General features: G+C 52.4%; 14 protein-coding genes. 6 read left to right on the plus strand and 8 right to left on the minus strand.

Annotated features, from left to right (window positions below; genetic code table 11):
* Positions 1 to 19 precede the first annotated feature (19 nt).
* Both kdpD and kdpE read left to right on the plus strand, forming a co-directional pair.
* The gene (gene kdpD, locus ACJY2G_RS13035; RefSeq protein WP_113876041.1) at positions 20 to 2716 is read left to right on the plus strand and encodes a two-component system sensor histidine kinase KdpD; all 2697 of its coding nucleotides are present in this window, start codon (positions 20 to 22) and stop codon (positions 2714 to 2716) included.
* Positions 2713 to 3402 (plus strand): two-component system response regulator KdpE, encoded by a 690-nt coding sequence (kdpE, locus tag ACJY2G_RS13040; protein ID WP_112287658.1) that lies wholly within the window; start codon positions 2713 to 2715, stop codon positions 3400 to 3402. The genes kdpD and kdpE overlap by 4 nt, the downstream gene beginning before the upstream one ends.
* On the opposite strand, the gene ACJY2G_RS13045 is transcribed toward kdpE, so the two are convergent.
* The 3 genes from ACJY2G_RS13045 to seqA form a co-directional block, all read right to left on the minus strand.
* Positions 3392 to 4108: a PadR family transcriptional regulator gene (locus ACJY2G_RS13045; RefSeq protein WP_439291804.1), complete on the minus strand. Its 717-nt coding sequence runs from the start codon at positions 4106 to 4108 to the stop codon at positions 3392 to 3394. The two genes, kdpE and ACJY2G_RS13045, sit on opposite strands and share 11 nt — an antisense overlap.
* A 183-nt stretch (positions 4109 to 4291) precedes the next feature.
* Positions 4292 to 5935 (minus strand): phosphoglucomutase (alpha-D-glucose-1,6-bisphosphate-dependent), encoded by a 1644-nt coding sequence (pgm, locus tag ACJY2G_RS13050; protein ID WP_439291805.1) that lies wholly within the window; start codon positions 5933 to 5935, stop codon positions 4292 to 4294.
* Between the two features lie 25 nt (positions 5936 to 5960).
* Positions 5961 to 6515: a replication initiation negative regulator SeqA gene (seqA, locus tag ACJY2G_RS13055; RefSeq protein WP_112287655.1), complete on the minus strand. Its 555-nt coding sequence runs from the start codon at positions 6513 to 6515 to the stop codon at positions 5961 to 5963.
* A 238-nt stretch (positions 6516 to 6753) separates the two neighbouring features.
* Between seqA and ybfF the strand changes: the two genes are divergently transcribed.
* Together ybfF and ybfE are read left to right on the plus strand one after the other, a co-directional pair.
* Positions 6754 to 7536 carry an esterase gene (ybfF, locus tag ACJY2G_RS13060; protein WP_430319110.1) on the plus strand — a complete coding sequence of 261 codons (783 nt, stop codon included), beginning with the start codon at positions 6754 to 6756 and terminating at the stop codon, positions 7534 to 7536.
* A gap of 262 nt (positions 7537 to 7798) precedes the next feature.
* Positions 7799 to 8080 carry a LexA regulated protein gene (ybfE, locus tag ACJY2G_RS13065; RefSeq protein ID WP_056772022.1) on the plus strand — a complete coding sequence of 94 codons (282 nt, stop codon included), beginning with the start codon at positions 7799 to 7801 and terminating at the stop codon, positions 8078 to 8080.
* Positions 8081 to 8155: 75 nt separating this feature from the next.
* On the opposite strand, the gene ACJY2G_RS13070 is transcribed toward ybfE, so the two are convergent.
* Complete coding sequence (locus ACJY2G_RS13070; RefSeq protein ID WP_439291808.1) at positions 8156 to 9838, minus strand: methyl-accepting chemotaxis protein; 1683 nt, start codon at positions 9836 to 9838, stop codon at positions 8156 to 8158.
* 408 nt (positions 9839 to 10246) lie between these two features.
* Here ACJY2G_RS13070 and fldA point away from each other — a divergent pair, with 408 nt between their 5' ends.
* Positions 10247 to 10774: a flavodoxin FldA gene (gene fldA / locus ACJY2G_RS13075; RefSeq protein ID WP_112287653.1), complete on the plus strand. Its 528-nt coding sequence runs from the start codon at positions 10247 to 10249 to the stop codon at positions 10772 to 10774.
* Between the two features lie 313 nt (positions 10775 to 11087).
* Positions 11088 to 11543: a ferric iron uptake transcriptional regulator gene (gene fur, locus ACJY2G_RS13080; protein ID WP_015698140.1), complete on the plus strand. Its 456-nt coding sequence runs from the start codon at positions 11088 to 11090 to the stop codon at positions 11541 to 11543.
* A 183-nt stretch (positions 11544 to 11726) separates the two neighbouring features.
* Here fur and chiQ read toward each other — a convergent pair whose 3' ends face one another.
* The 4 genes from chiQ to nagE all read right to left on the minus strand — a co-directional run bounded on the left by chiQ (position 11727) and on the right by nagE (position 17761).
* Positions 11727 to 12068: a ChiQ/YbfN family lipoprotein gene (chiQ, locus tag ACJY2G_RS13085; RefSeq protein ID WP_430319109.1), complete on the minus strand. Its 342-nt coding sequence runs from the start codon at positions 12066 to 12068 to the stop codon at positions 11727 to 11729.
* Between the two features lie 13 nt (positions 12069 to 12081).
* Positions 12082 to 13503 (minus strand): chitoporin ChiP, encoded by a 1422-nt coding sequence (gene chiP / locus ACJY2G_RS13090; RefSeq protein WP_113876047.1) that lies wholly within the window; start codon positions 13501 to 13503, stop codon positions 12082 to 12084.
* Between the two features lie 447 nt (positions 13504 to 13950).
* Positions 13951 to 15621: a glutamine--tRNA ligase gene (gene glnS, locus ACJY2G_RS13095; RefSeq protein WP_120160352.1), complete on the minus strand. Its 1671-nt coding sequence runs from the start codon at positions 15619 to 15621 to the stop codon at positions 13951 to 13953.
* Positions 15622 to 15814: 193 nt separating this feature from the next.
* Positions 15815 to 17761 (minus strand): PTS N-acetyl glucosamine transporter subunit IIABC, encoded by a 1947-nt coding sequence (gene nagE, locus ACJY2G_RS13100; RefSeq protein WP_430318958.1) that lies wholly within the window; start codon positions 17759 to 17761, stop codon positions 15815 to 15817.
* Between the last annotated feature and the right edge of the window lie 155 nt (positions 17762 to 17916).

Here is a 17916-nt window from a genome sequence, read left to right on the forward strand (position 1 = left end):
TCGAAGTATGAAGGGTGATATGACAGAAGAAAGACCCGATCCTGACAGCCTGCTGGCGCTCGCCAATGAGAAGCCACGCGGGCAACTGAAAGTCTTTTTCGGCGCCTGTGCGGGCGTCGGGAAAACTTTTGCCATGTTGCAGGAAGCACAGCGTCTGCGTGCCACCGGTCTCGACGTGCTGGTTGGCGTGGTGGAAACCCACGGAAGGGAGGAAACGCAGGCGCTGCTGCCGGGGCTTTCTCTGTTACCACCGAAACGCATAAACCACCGCGGTCGTCAGGTGCAGGAATTTGACCTCGATGCCGCGCTGGCCCGCCGCCCTGCCCTGATCCTGATGGACGAACTGGCGCACAGTAACGCCGCCGGTTCGCGCCATCCGAAGCGCTGGCAGGATGTCGAAGAGTTACTTGATGCCGGAATCGACGTGTTTACCACCGTCAACGTGCAGCATCTCGAAAGCCTGAACGATGTGGTCAGCGGCGTCACCGGCATTATTATTCGCGAAACCGTTCCCGACCGTCTGTTTGATGACGCCAGCGAAGTGGTGCTGGTGGATTTGCCGCCAGACTCCCTCCGCCAGCGCCTGAAAGAAGGCAAAGTTTATATTCCCGGTCAGGCCGAACGCGCCATCGAACACTTCTTCCGTAAAGGCAATCTGATTGCCCTGCGCGAGCTTTCCCTGCGCCGCACCGCCGATCGCGTTGACGATCAGATGCGCGAATATCGCGACGATCAGGGCGTTAATCGTGTCTGGCATACCCGCGACGCACTGTTGCTGTGCATTGGTCACGGCGGCGGTAATGAAAAACTGGTGCGTGTTGCATCGCGCATGGCCGCACGTCTCGGCTGCGTCTGGCATGCGGTGTATGTAGAAACGCCACGTCTGCATCGTCTGCCGGAAGGTCAGCGACGCGCCATTTTACACTCCCTGAAACTGGCGCAGGAACTGGGCGCGGAAACCGCCACCCTCTCCGATCCGCAGGAAGAACAGGCGATTTTGCGCTACGCCCGCGAGCATCGTCTGGGCAAAATCGTGACCGGCCGCCGCCGCGAAAAACGCTGGAAGTTCAGCGCCAGTTTTGCCGATAAACTGGCAAATATCGCGCCGGATCTCGATCTCATCGTGGTCGGACTGGAAGATTCTCCGCCCAATCCGGCACGCAAAGAACAGGACTCACGCACATTCGCTGACCGCTTCAGCCGCCAGCTCTGGGGCTGCTCGCTGGCAGTGGCGCTGTGTGCGGTGATCACCGTGATGTCGCAATGGCTGGTGCCGACCTTCGATCAGGCCAACCTGGTGATGGTGTATCTGCTCGGCGTGGTGATTGTCGCGCTGTTTTATGGCCGCTGGCCGTCGGTGCTGGCGGCAGTAATCAATGTCGTTAGCTTCGATCTGTTTTTCGTCCAGCCGCGCGGCTCGCTGGCGGTCACTGATGCACAGTATCTGGTGACGTTCGGCGTCATGCTGATCGTCGGTATTCTGATCGGGAATCTGACCGCCGGTGTGCGTTATCAGGCGCGCATCGCCCGTCACCGTGAAAAACGCGCGCAGCATCTGTATGAAATGTCCAAAGGGCTGAGCCAGTCGCTGACGCCGGAAGCCATTGCGCAAACCAGCCGCCACTTTATTTCTTCCAGCCTGAATGCCAAAACCGCCATTTTGCTGCCGCAGGAGAATGGCGAACTGGCACAACCTGCCGGTGAAACCACGTCGATTGTGGTGGATGACGCCATCGCCCGCTGGAGTTTCGATAAAAAAATGCCTGCCGGTGCGGGCACCGATACCCTGCCCGGCGTGCCGTATCAGCTTTTGCCGCTGATTGCTTCCGGAGAATCGCGCGGTCTGCTGGCGGTCGAACCGCCGAATATCCGCCAGCTACTGGTGCCGGAACAGCAACGTCTGCTACAAACTTTCACCGTGCTGATTGCTAATGCCCTTGAACGTCTGCATCTGGCCGCCAGCGCGGAAACAGCAAGACTGGAAACTGAACGCGAGCAACTGCGCAACTCACTGCTTTCAGCGCTTTCCCATGACCTGCGCACACCGCTGACGGTGCTTTTCGGGCAGGCGGAAATCCTGACGCTGGATCTGGCATCGGAAGGTTCGAAGCACGCCCCGCAGGCCAGCCAGATCCGCCAGCAGGTACTGAGCACCACACGGCTGGTGAATAATCTGCTGGATATGGCGCGCATTCAGTCCGGCGGATTTAATCTGCGCAAAGAGTGGCAGTCAGTGGAAGAAATCACCGGCAGCGCACTGCGGATGCTTGAACCGGTGCTGGCTCACGACCACATCGAGATAGATTTGCCGAAGGAAATGGTGCTGGTTAACTGCGACGCCAGCCTGATTGAACGGGTGCTGATCAATCTGCTGGAAAATGCCCATAAATATGCCGGTATTGGCGCGACAATTGGCATAAAAGCCACACCGCTGGATGAGTGGCTGGAGATCGAAGTCTGGGATAACGGTCCGGGAATTCCGGCCGGTGCCGAACACGCTATTTTCGAAAAATTCGCCAGGGGAAATAAAGAGTCAGCAATTCCCGGCGTGGGGTTGGGATTAGCGATTTGCCGTGCCATTATTGAGGTGCACGACGGACGAATTTGGGCGGAGAATGGCCCTGACGGCGGCGCGCGTTTCCGTTTCAGGCTGCCGCTGGAAGCCCTGCCCGAGATGGAAGCGGATATGGACACTGACATCGACGAGGCAACGTGAGCGCATCCCCGGTAAATATTTTAATTGTTGAAGACGAAAAAGAGATCCGCCGCTTTGTGCGCACGGCGCTCGAGGCGGAAGGCTTGCGGGTATTTGAAAGTGAGACGCTGCAACGCGGGTTGATTGAGGCCGGCACGCGTAAACCGGATCTGATTATTCTCGATCTCGGTTTACCGGACGGTGACGGCCTGACGTATATCCGCGATTTACGCCACTGGAGCGCGATCCCGGTGATTGTGCTGTCGGCTCGCACGAGTGAAGAAGACAAAATTGCCGCGCTGGATGCCGGTGCCGATGATTTTCTGACCAAGCCGTTTGGCGTTGGTGAGCTGCTGGCGCGGGTTCGCGTGGCGTTGCGCCGTCATGCGGGCAGTTCGCAGGAAAGTCCGCTGGTCACATTTGCGGATGTGACGGTAGATTTGATCAACCGCCGCGTACAGCGAAACGGGGAAGATTGTCATCTGACGCCGATTGAGTTTCGCCTGCTGGCCGAACTGCTGGCAAACAGCGGCAAAGTGATTACTCAGCGTCAGTTACTGAGCCACGTGTGGGGCCCGAATTACGTCGAACACAGCCATTATCTGCGCATCTACATGGGGCATTTGCGCCAGAAACTGGAGGCCGACGCCACCCGGCCGCGTCATTTACTGACTGAAACCGGCGTAGGCTATCGTTTTATGCCTTAGGTTCGTCAGTTTCCGGTTTGGCTTCGCCAAATTCAGCTTCCAGACTTTCCGCAGCCTGCTGCAAAATGGCACTCACCCGCACCACCTGCTCCGGCGTTAAATCCGAACGCATCATGTTGCCGCGCAGCGCGTGACGCAGGCGGTGCATCGATTCATGAATACCTTCTGCCAGATTGTTTTCACGCGGACGCTGAGCGCCAGCCAGACGGGCAAAAATCACATCCACCGCCGCCTGATGTTGCGCCAGTTCGACTTTTCCGGCTTCAGTTGTCTGATAGCTTTTACGACCATTACCGGTGGCGACAGGCTCGAGGAAATCCTGCTCTTCCAGCAGCGTCAGCGTCGGGTAAATGACGCCAGGGCTTGGCACATACAGACCGGAAGACGCTTCTTCGATAGCTTTAATCAGCTCATAACCGTGGCTCGGTTTCTTCGCCACCAGCGCCAGCAGCACGCGGCGCAAATCACCGTGTTCAAACAGACGATGCACACCGCGCTCGCCACGACCACCGCGACGGCCTTCGCCACGTCCGCGACGTTCGCGCCCTTCTTCACCACGTTCTTCACCACGATGGCGGCCATCCCGGCGCAACATGTGACGCTCGCTGTGATCGCTGCGATCTGATTCATGACGGCAATGACCGCGATGCCCTTCTTCCCGGCATCCGTGACCGCGGTGGCGGCCTTCAAACATTTTGCTAAACATAGTTTACGTCCTATTTAGATATATCGAATTATTTCGATATATCTAAACTAGATCGATTTTCAGAAACTGGCAAGCCGAAAAGCGCATTTAGATATATCTTTTTCGTCTCTGAACTGGCGGCAAGAAACGCGCAAAAAAAAAGCGCTGAATAATCAGCGCCTTTGATGAGAAACAGAAAACGGCTTATTTAGCGTCGGCAAGAACCTTGCTGACGATTTCTACCGCTTCTTTCTCGATTTGTTCGCGGTGTTCAGCACCGAGGAAGCTTTCACAATAAATTTTGTAGGCTTCTTCTGTACCGGACGGACGTGCCGCGAACCAGCCGTTTTTGGTCATCACTTTCAGGCCGCCGATTGACGAGCCGTTACCCGGAGCGTTGGTCAGACGGGCAGTGATCGGGTCACCGGCCAGCGTGTCGGCTTTCACCTGTTCAGGAGAAAGTTTAGACAGCGCGGCTTTCTGCGCGTGAGTTGCAGGTGCCTGAATACGGTTGTAGCTTGGCGCGCCAAAGCGGGCAGCCAGCTCGTTGTAATGTTCCTGCGGGTTCTTGCCGGTGACGGCGGTGATTTCCGCGGCCAGCAGGCACATGATGATACCGTCTTTGTCGGTAGACCACGGGGTGCCATTGAAACGCAGGAAAGAAGCCCCTGCACTTTCTTCGCCACCAAAACCGAAGCTGCCGTCAAACAGACCATCAACGAACCATTTAAAGCCTACCGGTACTTCTACCAGTTTACGGCCTAAATCTTCCACTACGCGGTCGATCATCGCGCTGGAAACCAGCGTTTTACCGACGGCAACCTCTTTGCCCCACTGCGGACGGTGCTGGAACAGGTACTGAATCGCCACCGCCAGATAATGGTTGGGGTTCATCAGACCGGCTGGCGTCACAATGCCGTGGCGGTCGTAGTCAGGGTCATTGGCAAAGGCCAGATCGAATTTATCACGCAGCGCCAGCAGACCGGCCATGGCGGATTCAGACGAGCAGTCCATGCGGATCACACCGTCGTGGTCGAGATGCATGAAACGGAAAGTCTGATCGACTTCATCGTTCACCAGCGTCAGATCCAGTTTGTAATGCTCAGCGATGCGCTTCCAGTATTCGATACCGGAACCACCGAGAGGATCCACACCCAGTTTCAGGCCTGCTTTCTGAATCGCGGCCATATCAACGATGTCGGTCAGGCCTTCGATAAACGGCTGAACCAGATCCTGCGCCACCAGATGACCACTTTTCCACGCCTGATCCAGAGACTGACGTTTCACACCCGCAAGCTTCGCAGCCAGCAGTGCGTTAGCGCGTTTCTCAATCACGGAGGTCAGATTGGTATCTGCCGGGCCACCGTTGGTCGGGTTGTATTTGATACCGCCATCTTCCGGTGGATTGTGCGAAGGGGTGATGACGATGCCATCAGCCAGCGCGCCGCCGTTGCGGTTGTGGGTCAGGATAGCGTGAGACACCGCAGGCGTCGGCGTGAAGCCGTTGTCTTCCTGCACGATGACATCTACGCCATTCGCCGTCAGCACTTCCAGCACAGAGATAAACGCCGGTTCAGACAACGCATGTGTGTCTTTACCCACGTAGCACGGGCCGGTGGTGCCCTGCTCTTTACGCACTTCAGCAATTGCCTGAGCAATGGCCAGGATGTGCGCTTCATTAAAGCTGTGACGCAACGAACTACCGCGATGACCGGACGTGCCGAATTTCACAGCGTGTGCTGTATTAGCCGGATCCGGTTGCAGAACGTAATACTGTGACGTTAACTGCGCCACATTAATCAAATCGCTTTGCTGAGCAGGTTGCCCTGCACGGGGGTGATTAGCCACTGGCGCTTCTCCCTTACGCTGAAATTTAGAGGGTGCCGCACACTTTGTCAGTCAGTTCCGCCGGGAACTGCATGAGTTGCATGATGTGTTCGATCATGCTGCGTTTGCGACCTGTGTTGGTATTCGTAATAACCCAATACGGCGTTCCGGGAACGTGTTTAGGCTTGGTATGAATGCCGTTTTGCAGCAGGGTTTGCTGGTCACCGGCAAAATAGGTACGCGTGCGGCCTGTTAATGACTCGGTCGCAACGGCAAATTCTTTCGGGTTCAGGCCATACAAGGTCGACAGGATCAACATAAAGCGGTTCACCGCTTTGGTCTGCTCTGCGTATTCGTCAGACAGCAACAATTCACGGACGGCGCGGACTTTATCACGCGACGTCGGTGCTGCAGCGGCGACAGGTTTTTCCTGTGCAACGGTGCCGGCAATAATGGAAGCATTCACTGTCGCGGCAGGAGCGGTCTGTCCGGCAGTAAACTTCAACATACGGCGTAAAATATCAGACGCACTTTCACCGATAGCCTGCGTGTGGCTGGCAATGTAGCGGTAGAGTTCTTCGTCAACCTCAATAGTTTTCATCTTTATCCAGTACTGTTTTTCTACTTAATTCAAAAGGATTATACAAATTTCTACACAGTAACAAACAGGGGAATTGCGCCGCGAAGCAAAAACCAGACTACTTCCCGTTTTTGCTGCATGCAGGCTCCGGCCTGTTCTTGCTTCTGGTAGTCAAATCCCGCTCAGGCATCTGGCAGAAACTTTCTGTTCTAAAAAATCATCCGCAACTCATGATAACCTAATGGAATCGTTTATCAGTATGAACTTCGCCATGAAATTACATTATCGCCTGCAAGAACCTGAAGTCGCTGGCAGCCATGCCCTGCCGGTTGTGTTAATCCACGGCCTGTTCGGAACCCTTGATAATCTGGGCGTTCTGGGCCGCGACCTGAAACAACAGCATAGAGTGTTACAGGTCGATTTGCGTAACCATGGCCAGTCCGGGCGTTCTGATGAGATGTCATACGCCGCGATGGCGCAGGATTTAGCAGAAACGCTGGATGAAGTGGGTTTCCAAAAAATCATTGTTATCGGCCACTCGATGGGCGGCAAAGCAGCGATGGCGCTGACCGCGCTGATCCCTGACCGTATCGAGAAGCTGATCGTCATTGATGTCGCGCCGGTCGATTACCGCGTGCGCCGTCACGATGAGATTTTTGCCGCGATTAACGCCGTCACCGCTGCCGGATTACGTGACCGCACGTCAGCTGCCGCCTGTATGCGCGAGTATATAAAGGAAGACGGCGTGATTCAGTTTCTGCTGAAATCTTTCCAGCAGGGAGAATGGCGCTTTAACGTTCCGGTGCTGCTCAGTGAATACGAAACCATCACCGGCTGGGAAGACGTACCGGCGTGGGATCACCCGGCGTTATTTATCCGCGGCGGATTGTCGCCGTATGTGCAGGACGCTTACCGCGAAGATATCGCCCGTCAGTTCCCGCAGGCCAAAGCCTATGTCGTCGCCGGAACCGGACACTGGGTTCACGCGGAAAAACCTGAGGCCGTGCTGCGCGCTGTTCACCGTTTCATCGATGTGGACTAAGGTTTAACATCCTGGGGATAAATTGTGCAAAAAGTCTGCACAACTTAGAAAGTTATCATGAAATCAGGGCAATCAGGCGTTGTGAACCCCAGGCGCGCCAGTGTATGATTGCGCGCTATAATTTTGCCGCCCCGTTTCACTCAGGCTGAGTCGCGGGGGGTAAATTGGGTCAGGGTTTCTTAGCCCGAAATGTGTGAAACGCTCGTCAGGAATCGGCTTGCCGTTTTCCGATGTAAAAACTTCCCTGGTTGTACCGCTACCTATGGCAAAAGAACAACTGGATCGCACGACGATTGATCTGTTCGCAGATGACCGCCGTCCGGGGCGTCCAAAAACAAATCCGCTATCCCGTGATGAACAGCTCAGGATCAACAAGCGCAATCAGTTACGCCGCGATAAAGCGAGCGGTCTGCGTCGCGTTGAGCTGAAAATGAATGCCGATGCTGTTGATACGCTCAATAAGCTGGCTGAAGAACGTAACATCAGTCGTAGCGAACTGATTGAAGAGATGCTGCTGGCACATCTTAACGGTCATGAAGGCTGATTAAAAACGGGTAACCTTTTCAGGCTACCCGTTTGTTTTTTCTTACTTATTCAACGCTCACTCTCTTCGTGCTTCTCAAAACGTTTCCCAGTTCTCAGCACTTTTCGCGCTATTCGCCGAAAGCAACCCGCCCATCCCGGTATCCGGACGCAGCAACGGAGCGGAAACCGCTTTCGCTGGACGTCCCTTCACGTTGGTGACGCTGTCTTTGAGTTTGAACGTGGCCACGGCGTTGTTGAGTAATGCAGCCTGTTCTTCCAGAGAAACCGCAGCCTGCGATGCCTCTTCAACCAGCGAGGCGTTCTGCTGCGTCACACTGTCCATCTGAGTGATCGCCACCGCCACCTGGCCGATGCCTTTGCTTTGCTCATCAGATGCCGAAGCAATTTCCGCCATGATATCGGTGACATGCGTAATTGAGCGCACCACTTCATTCATCGTCAGACCGGCGTTTTCAACCAGTTTTGAACCGCTGTCGACGCGGGAAACCGATTCACTGATCAGGGATTCGATTTCTTTCGCCGCCTGGGCGCTGCGCTGTGCCAGATTGCGCACTTCGCTGGCGACCACCGCAAATCCACGCCCCTGTTCGCCCGCACGTGCGGCTTCAACTGCGGCGTTCAGCGCCAGAATGTTGGTCTGGAAAGCAATGCTGTTGATGACCGACGTAATTTCAGCAATTTTCTTTGAGCTGCCGGAAATGTCTTTCATGGTACTGACCACGTCCGCCACAATATTTCCGCCCTTCTGCGCTGTGCCGGAGGCTTCAATCACCAGCTGGCTGGCGTGATGTGCGTTATCGGCATTGTGTTTCACCGTCGCTGTCAGTTCTTCCATGCTGGCTGCGGTTTCTTCCAGAGCAGAAGCCTGTTCTTCGGTACGCGAAGACAAGTCATTATTCCCTGCTGAAATTTCCGATGCGCCCTGATAGATATGGTTAGTACAGTTACGGATCGTCTGCACCGTATTCACCAGACTCGCCTGCATCACATTCAGCAGCGGGATCAGTTTACCGGCGCAGTTTTTACCGAACTCTTCCATATACTGCGTCAGGTCACCGCTGGCGATCACCGCGAACTGATCGCGGATTTTATCCAGCGGTTTCACCAGCGCCATCACCAGATAGCGGTCGGTCAGCAGCAACAGGATCAAACCAATACCAAATGCGCTCAGCTGGATCACTTTGCTCATGTAGGTCAGATGATTGGATTCATTTTGTGCGGCCTGAAAATCAACTGCAATCTGGCTGCTGACTTTTTCCATTGATGAACCAAAAGTGCGGCTCAGCGCCGGAACCGTGGTGTTGGCTAACTGGTTATAGGTGTCGATATTCTTACTGCTGGCAGCATTGAATAACGGCGTAACGCCCTGTGTCAGCAGGTTTTCCCAGCTGGTCTGCAGTTCCTGAATGGCTGATTCTTCCAGGCCCGGATGGGGTACTGATTTAAAATCAGCCAGCGCCTGAGTCAGTCCATCAAGAGATTGTTTGGCGCTGTCAAAAATTTCAGGGCCCTTTGACGGGTCAGCCTGAAGCTGTGCAACCGCACGACTCAGACGCGTCACGGTACGGAAATACTGATCGTTACCTTTGCTGATCAGCGTCATGTTGTTGACCAGTTCGGTACTGTTCCTGGTATTTTGCGTTAATGTGCCAAGTGATGTGACGGTATAAAGGGAAACACCGGCCCACATCACGCAGAAGATGCCAAGAATGGTTAATAAAGCGGCCCTGATGGTAATATTTTTTAAAAACTGCACGATATGCCTCTCTCGAAACAGGACTGTTTCTGGTCTGAGGATTGACGGGGATGCGGAGAATCAAAACAGGTAACCAGCAGGCTTACGCCCCCGGACATGTTTGAACACCTCTCCGGGCATCGATTTCTTTATTATGTTGAGATTGCTCTCGCATCATCTATCGGCGGGACATGCGTAAACTTAAGGAAGGAGCCGGTTTATTTCTTCACTTTGCTTATGACCTCAGGAACCCTGTGGTTGATAAGCACACGATGGCGATAACACTTTAAAATATTGCCCGATAAACTTATTCCCCAGTTAAGAAGGCGAGCAGAAGCATATTCTCCGCCTCGCGAGTTTGGTATCATCTTCGCTATTATTGCCTGCAATGCAGGGCACTTCATTTAGAACAAGAGGTTAGATAATCTTATGGCCGTTGTAGGTATCTTCTTTGGATCCGATACAGGTAACACCGAAAACATCGCTAAAATGATCCAGAAACAATTGGGTAAAGATGTGGCTGAGGTGCATGACATTGCGAAGAGCAGCAAAGAGGATCTGGAAAAATTCGATATTTTGCTGATCGGAATTCCAACCTGGTATTACGGTGAAGCGCAGTGTGACTGGGATGACTTTTTCCCGTCGCTCGAAGAGATAGATTTTGAAGGTAAGCTGGTTGCCCTGTTTGGCTGCGGCGATCAGGAAGACTATGCCGAGTATTTCTGCGATGCACTGGGTACCGTGCGCGATATCATTGAGCCACGCGGCGCAGTGATTGTCGGACACTGGCCAACTGAAGGTTACCACTTTGAAGCATCCAAAGGCCTGGCAGATGATAAGCACTTCATCGGACTGGCAATTGACGAAGACCGTCAGCCGGAACTGACCGCTGAACGTGTTGATGCGTGGGTGAAACAGATCACAGAAGAACTCAGCCTTTCAGAAATTATCGGCTAAAACCCTGTTGGCCCTGAGGATTTATTCTACAATTGAAGGGCCAAACTATTACTGAAATTAACAATTTAACCGCTACAAAATTGTAACTTTCGGTCGTATCAAGGTACACTGAGTTCATCTGTTTTTTCTATCGATCAAGTCGTTGCATTATTAGTGTGACAGGCAATTTGTGATCTTTATTAACAGGCTGTCGTTTACGAGAATGGGCACACTTCCCTTAAACGAAGAACAGTAAACGAACAATTTTGTGCCGCCGATGCCACAGGCTGCATGCCTCAACTTGATTAGCACATAGTAACAGGACTGAATCCGCATGACTGACAACAACACCGCACTGAAGAAAGCCGGCTTAAAAGTCACGCTTCCGCGCCTCAAAATCCTGGAAGTGCTGCAAGCGCCGGAAGGTCATCACGTTAGTGCGGAAGATCTGTACAAGCAACTGATTGATATGGGCGAAGAAATTGGTCTGGCCACGGTTTATCGTGTTCTGAACCAGTTTGATGATGCTGGTATCGTCACCCGTCATAACTTCGAAGGCGGCAAGTCCGTATTCGAACTGACTCAGCAACATCACCACGATCACCTGATCTGCCTGGATTGCGGTCGTGTGATTGAATTCCGTGACGAATATATTGAAGGTCGTCAGCGTGAGATTGCTAAAAAACATGGCATCAAACTGACCAACCACAGTCTGTACCTGTACGGCCACTGTGAAGCAGGCGACTGCCGTGAAGATGAATCTTTGCACAATGACAAACCTGCGCATTAATTTGCACAGCTTCGATTGTCGCAAATGTTCTAAATAAACTAACCGCTGGAAAGCGGTTTTTTTATGTCTGCCTCTCACCCCGAACACAGACGCCGCTTGCCGACGTAAAAAACCCCGGCAAGCCGGGGTTTCGCTTTTGATAATGATGATTTTGCCAGCTAAGGCTTTTACAAAAATCTGCTATTAGTTCGCCATTGCAGGCGCGTTATTGGATGTGATTTCCTGCCAGATTTTACCGCAATCCGCCGCATATGCCTGACCATCACCGGTTTTGCGCGCCGTCAGACAGCGCTGGTAATCCAGCACGCGAACTGTTTCCTGTTCCGCAAATTTCTGGTGTGTTTTTTCCTGTTTCAGCTTGTTCAGCAACACCTGACAGGATGCCAGTTTGTCCGGATTACCTTCTGAAGAATTAATACACGCGCGGTAGTCTTCACGCGTTTGCGAAATCTGTGCCTGATCGGCGGTAGGCGCACAGCCTGCCAGCAGAACAGCCGATACCGCCATCATCAGTAATTTATTCATCGACATAACGACCTCAGAAAATAGTGAATGGAGCAATAACGATGAATTTCACGTCTTTTTCATCCTGGAATATGTTGCCGTAACCCCCGCCCCAGCTCGGAATATCCGAGTGGTTGTCGTACTGGGTGTAATGCAGTTTGAACAGTGTCCCCTTCGCGCGGCCTTCCTGAATGGTGTAAAGCGCATCCAGGCTCCAGGCGCTCTCTTTCAGACGCTGGCTCTGGTCATAAGCGGCGTTGGTACTCGGTTTGGCGTCCCACGCGTAAACGTAAGAACCCCCGACGGCAAAGCCCGGCAGATCCCATTTCGCCAGATCGTAAAGTACGCCGGCGTACACCGCTTTCTCGCCGTTGGCGTTGAAGTCCGAACGGTTATCCCACCACACGTCAAGACGACCGTTGGAGGAGGAATACGTCGGGGTCATACGTTGCAGGAAGTAGCCCTGATTACCTTCCGCTTTGACCATCGTACCTTCCAGCCGCCAGTTAAACTGACCAGTGGTGTAACCGAAAGTCAGCGCCTGCAACCAGGCCATCCCGTCATACAAGCTGTTCGGATCGTTCTTATTGCTGATGCGATCTTCCGCACCGTAGAACTGGTAGCTGGTGGTCAGCGGATTGCCCATCAGATCGATTTTGTAAGACGCTTTGGCAAAATACTGATCGACGTAACTTTCAGCCTGACCAAAAGCGCCTTCCAGCACAAAGTCGTTTTTGAAGTCGTATTTCGCTCCAAGAGAGTGGATGTATGAAACGCCCGTTTTCTTATCGTTCTGGCGGAAATCATCCATTTCCAGATGCCACGGAGATTTATATTCATCCGCCCACATGTAGGAGAAACTCAATTCTCCCGGATCACCGAAATCGTGCTTGTAGCCCGCTTCCGCACCGCGGTAAGTTCCCGGCATGAAGCTCCAGTGCGGTGCAATCAGTGTCTGGCCCGTTGGCTGGATGTAACCGGCATGTCCCCAGAATCCGCCGTATTTAAATTTACCGGCGGCTTTGTACAGGCTGACCCCACTTTTATCACCGGAGTAATCTTCGTCGTAAGCACGGTTGCTGTTGGAGAAAGCGATTTCGTTGGGATGTCCGCTTTCGCTGCTTTCGGCCATTTCAATCGCCGTAAAGGCTGCGATATCAATACCAAACATGTCCCAGGCATAGCCGGAAGAAAAATCGAGATTCAGGTTAGCGGTAGAATGTGAAAGGTTGGTTGTGTAGTCTTTGTAGTTGTCGCTCGCCGGATCCATGTCCTTGCGGTCACGCTCACGCTGCCAGTAATACACACCGCCGGTCAGCGTCGAATCATCAATAAAACCTGCCGCTTTGGCATCTTCAGAAAACATCATTCCGCCACCCAATAAGGTGCCGGCAAGAGAATATAGTGCAGGTTTCAGGTAAGCCGATCCCCTGCCCCTGTTAAGGTGCTTGTGCATAGAAATTCCTCATCTTTGACTAAAAAATACCAACAAAACCCAAACGGGTATTAAAAGCGGCCGCCAAAGGCGTACCGGTTAAATCACGTTCAAGAGTATTTTTCGCGACGCGAATTATCAATGAGTAATTACTCATTGATCGCTGAAGTATGACAAAGTGCACATAAAGATGAAAAAGTGTAACAAAATGCCATAGGAAAGAGTTAAGCGGAGGAGTAACTAAAATAAATAACATAATCAGTGAATTGATAATTTTAATCGTTCATTTAAACGTTTCAGCACACAAAAAACAGGGTTTAAAAGTAAACATCAAAAACACATTAATTCGCGATGAAAAACAAAACCACCATGCACCTGTCATTACCAGCAGACAGAAATAGCAGACATAAAAAAAACGCAGCCGGAGCTGCGTTTCATCAGTCGTTCAAACAAGCCATTCAGAGGCAATTACGCGACGGGTTTGCTTTCCCAGGTATCACGCAGACCAACGGTACGGTTGAACACCAGATTGTCAGCGCTTGAGTAGCGGCTGTCGGCGCAGAAGTAACCTTCACGCTCGAACTGCAGGCTGATTTCAGCCTGAGCTGCCACGAGAGAAGGCTCAACAAAACCGTGAGCAATCACCAGCGATTCCGGGTTGATCGTGGTCAGGAAGTCCTCTGCCTGGCCAGGATTCGCCACGCTGAACAGACGGTCATACAGACGGAATTCCGCCGGTTTACCTTCTGTCGCAGAAACCCAGTGGATCACACCTTTCACCTTGCGGCCATCAGCGGGATCTTTGCTCAGCGTTTCGATATCGTAAGAACAGAAGATGGTGGTGATATTGCCTTCTGCGTCTTTCTCAATGCGTTCAGCTTTAATCACATACGCATTGCGCAGGCGAACTTCTTTGCCCAGCACCAGACGCTTGTACTGTTTGTTCGCTTCTTCACGGAAATCAGCCTGATCGATGTAAATCTCGCGCGTGAACGGCACTTCGCGGGTACCCATTTCCGGCTTGCTCGGATGGTTCGGCATTTTCACCATCTGCACGTCATCACCGGTAAAGTTCTCGATGATCACTTTAACCGGATTGATAACCGCCATGGCGCGCGGTGCGTTTTCGTTCAGATCGTCACGAATACAGGATTCCAGCGCCATCATTTCGACGTTGTTATCTTGTTTCGTCACGCCAATACGACGGCAGAATTCACGGATAGACGCGGCAGTGTAGCCACGGCGACGCAGACCGGAAACGGTCGGCATACGCGGGTCATCCCAGCCTTCAACGATTTTATCCGTCACCAGCAGGTTCAGCTTACGCTTGGACATGATGGAGTATTCGAGATTCAGACGGGAGAACTCGTACTGACGCGGATGGCATGGAATGCTGATGTTATCCAGCACCCAGTCGTACAGACGACGGTTGTCCTGGAATTCCAGCGTACACAGTGAATGGGTGATCCCTTCCAGCGCATCGGAAATGCAGTGGGTGAAATCGTACATCGGGTAGATGCACCATTTGTTGCCGGTCTGATGGTGTTCTGCAAATTTGATACGGTAAATTACCGGATCACGCATCACGAAGAATGGCGAAGCCATATCGATTTTTGCACGCAGACACGCAGCGCCTTCAGCAAATTCGCCGTTACGCATTTTTTCGAACAGCGCGATGTTCTCTTCTACGCTGCGATCGCGATACGGGCTGTTTTTACCCGGCGATGTCAGGGAACCACGGTATTCGCGGATCTGATCAGGAGACAGTTCATCTACATACGCCAGACCTTTATTGATCAGTTCCAGCGCATAGGCGTGCAGCTGATCAAAATAGTCTGAAGAATAGTGAATATCACCACTCCAGTCGAAACCTAACCATTGCACGTCGTGTTTGATCGACTCAACGAATTCAATATCTTCTTTTGCCGGGTTGGTATCGTCAAAACGCAGGTTGCACTGCCCCTGATAGTCTTGCGCGATGCCAAAATTCAGGCAGATAGATTTCGCATGACCAATATGCAGATAGCCATTAGGCTCAGGCGGGAAACGGGTATGAACGGTATTGTGTTTCCCGGTCGCCAGATCTTCATCAATAATCTGACGGATAAAATTTGTTGGGCGGGCTTCTGCCTCACTCATTGTGCAATTCCTCTACGCGACATTTGACTCTACGGATAACCGCTTATGTTCCAACAAGCCACGTAAGGAAACAACCGTTAGTTGCATAAAATCGTGGTTATCTGCATGACTTCTGCTTAGAAGCAATAAAAACGCGGGAAGAGATTACTCTCTTCCCGCGACAGGGCTTTCTAATGTGAATCAATCAACAGAGTTACTTACTCTGGATCTCGAACAGTTTGGTCTGACCGGCAACCACTGAGCCGCTGGCCAGAGAAATCACACCGGTATAATCGTCGATGTTGCTGACCACAACCGGGCTTATCATTGAGCGCGCATTGGCGTTCAGATAATCCAGATCCAGTTCCAGTACAGGCTGACCAGCGACGACCGTTGCACCTTCTTCAACCAGGCGGGTAAAGCCCTGACCGTTGAGTGCAACCGTATCAATCCCCATATGCACCACGATTTCAGCGCCGGAAGTGGTTTCCAGGCAGAACGCATGGTTGGTATTGAAGATTTTCACCACAGTACCGGCCGCAGGAGAAACGACGATTTTGTCTGTCGGACGAATAGCGACGCCATCACCGACCGCTTTGCTGGCAAATGCTTCATCAGGCACCTGATCCAGCGCAACGATGTCACCGGTAACCGGCGAAACCAGCGTCTCTACGACGGTTTTGACGCTGTTTGGCACAGCCTGCGGCGCTGCTTTAACCGCAGCCAATGGCGTAGCAACACCGGCAGCAATCGGGCCACGCGCCATCACTTTCTTCATGGCATCTGCCAGAGATTCTGCTTTAGCGCCGACGATAACCTGAATACTTTGTTTGTTCAGACGAACAATACCTGATGCCCCCAGACGTTTACATGCGGCGTCATCAACGGTGCCGGCATCTTTCACGTTCAGACGCAGACGGGTAATACAGGCATCAATACCTTTGAAGTTATCAGAACCACCCAGAGCTCCGATGTAGCTCACAGCCAGCTGATTCAGACCTTCTTCAGTGTTGCTGTTTGCTTCCGGCTCACCGATATGATCAACGTCGTCTTCACGACCTGGCGTTTTCAGGTTGAACATACGGATGATAACGCTGAACAGAACGAAGTAGATGATGAAGAAGATTACACCCATCACCAGCAACATCCAGACGTTTTTACTTGCTGCTGGCAGGTTGTACATCAACGCATAGTCGATGGCGCCTGCAGAGAAGGAGAAGCCTGCGTGAATGCCCAGCGCGGTTGCGATGTACAGGCTGATCCCGGTCAGGATGGCGTGCACTAAGTACAGCAACGGAGCAAGGAACATGAACAGGAATTCTAATGGCTCGGTCACACCGGTCAGGAATGCAGTCACCGCGACGGATACCAGCATACCGCCAACCAACGGACGACGTTCTTTTGGTGCAGCAAAGTACATTGCACAGGCTGCGCCTGGCAGACCAAACATCATGATTGGGAAGAAGCCGGACATGAACATCCCTGCAGTGCCGTCACCCGCGTAGAAGCGGTTGATGTCACCGTGGAATACAGTACCTGCAGCGTTAGTGAAGTCACCAATCTGGAACCATGCGATGGTGTTCAGAACCTGATGCAGACCGGTTGGGATCAGCAAACGGTTGACGAAACCAAAGATACCCGCACCGAATGCGCCAGCACCTACGATCCACTCCCCGCCTGCACGGATTGCATCCTGCACCGGAGGCCAGACGTAACCGAAGATAGCGGCCAGAATCAGACAGAAGAAGCCGGTTGCGATAGGAACGAAGCGTTTCCCACCGAAGAAGCTCAGGAAGTCAGGCAGTTTGATATCTGACCAGCGGTTGTAAACCATACCGCCCACCAGACCGGTGATAATACCGGCCAGCACGCCCATGTTTACCGCAGGGTTGATGGTGATCATCGCTTTAGTCAGGATGAAGTAACCAATACCACCAGCTAATGCTGCTGCACCCGCATTGTCTTTAGACCAGCTGGATGCCACACCAATAGCAAAAATTAATGCGAGGTTATCGAAAATCCCGCCACCGGCTTGCGCGATGAAAGGCATATTAAGAAGATCAGGCTGACCGAAACGCAGCAATAAAGCAGCGACCGGCAGTACGGCTATCGGCAGCTGTAGCGCTCTGCCTAAACGCTGAAAGAATCCAAGAATATTCACATTTCCCCCTATCCGCCGTCAGGCGAATCACCTAAGTAGTTTAATTAGTATGGTTACTACCTTTACATTTACCGTTCCGATTTAACCAACTGCACTTATAACTAACAGCACTGCGAGTGTAAAAAGATTATTTCGTATCGCAAATTAAAACCTCT

It is taken from the genome of Rahnella sp. ATs2, from assembly GCF_051851855.1.
GTDB classification, from domain to species: Bacteria; Pseudomonadota; Gammaproteobacteria; order Enterobacterales; family Enterobacteriaceae; genus Rahnella; species Rahnella variigena.

What these genes read in the sequence shown, in the direction of transcription:
- kdpD (WP_113876041.1), top strand. Translation starts at nt 20, where the DNA reads ATGACAGAAGAAAGACCCGATCCTGACAGCCTGCTGGCGCTCGCCAAT.
- ACJY2G_RS13045 (WP_439291804.1), bottom strand. Translation starts at nt 4,108, where the DNA reads ATGTTTAGCAAAATGTTTGAAGGCCGCCACCGCGGTCACGGATGCCGG.
- seqA (WP_112287655.1), bottom strand. Translation starts at nt 6,515, where the DNA reads ATGAAAACTATTGAGGTTGACGAAGAACTCTACCGCTACATTGCCAGC.
- ybfF (WP_430319110.1), top strand. Translation starts at nt 6,754, where the DNA reads ATGAACTTCGCCATGAAATTACATTATCGCCTGCAAGAACCTGAAGTC.
- ybfE (WP_056772022.1), top strand. Translation starts at nt 7,799, where the DNA reads ATGGCAAAAGAACAACTGGATCGCACGACGATTGATCTGTTCGCAGAT.
- fldA (WP_112287653.1), top strand. Translation starts at nt 10,247, where the DNA reads ATGGCCGTTGTAGGTATCTTCTTTGGATCCGATACAGGTAACACCGAA.
- fur (WP_015698140.1), top strand. Translation starts at nt 11,088, where the DNA reads ATGACTGACAACAACACCGCACTGAAGAAAGCCGGCTTAAAAGTCACG.
- chiQ (WP_430319109.1), bottom strand. Translation starts at nt 12,068, where the DNA reads ATGAATAAATTACTGATGATGGCGGTATCGGCTGTTCTGCTGGCAGGC.
- chiP (WP_113876047.1), bottom strand. Translation starts at nt 13,503, where the DNA reads ATGCACAAGCACCTTAACAGGGGCAGGGGATCGGCTTACCTGAAACCT.
- glnS (WP_120160352.1), bottom strand. Translation starts at nt 15,621, where the DNA reads ATGAGTGAGGCAGAAGCCCGCCCAACAAATTTTATCCGTCAGATTATT.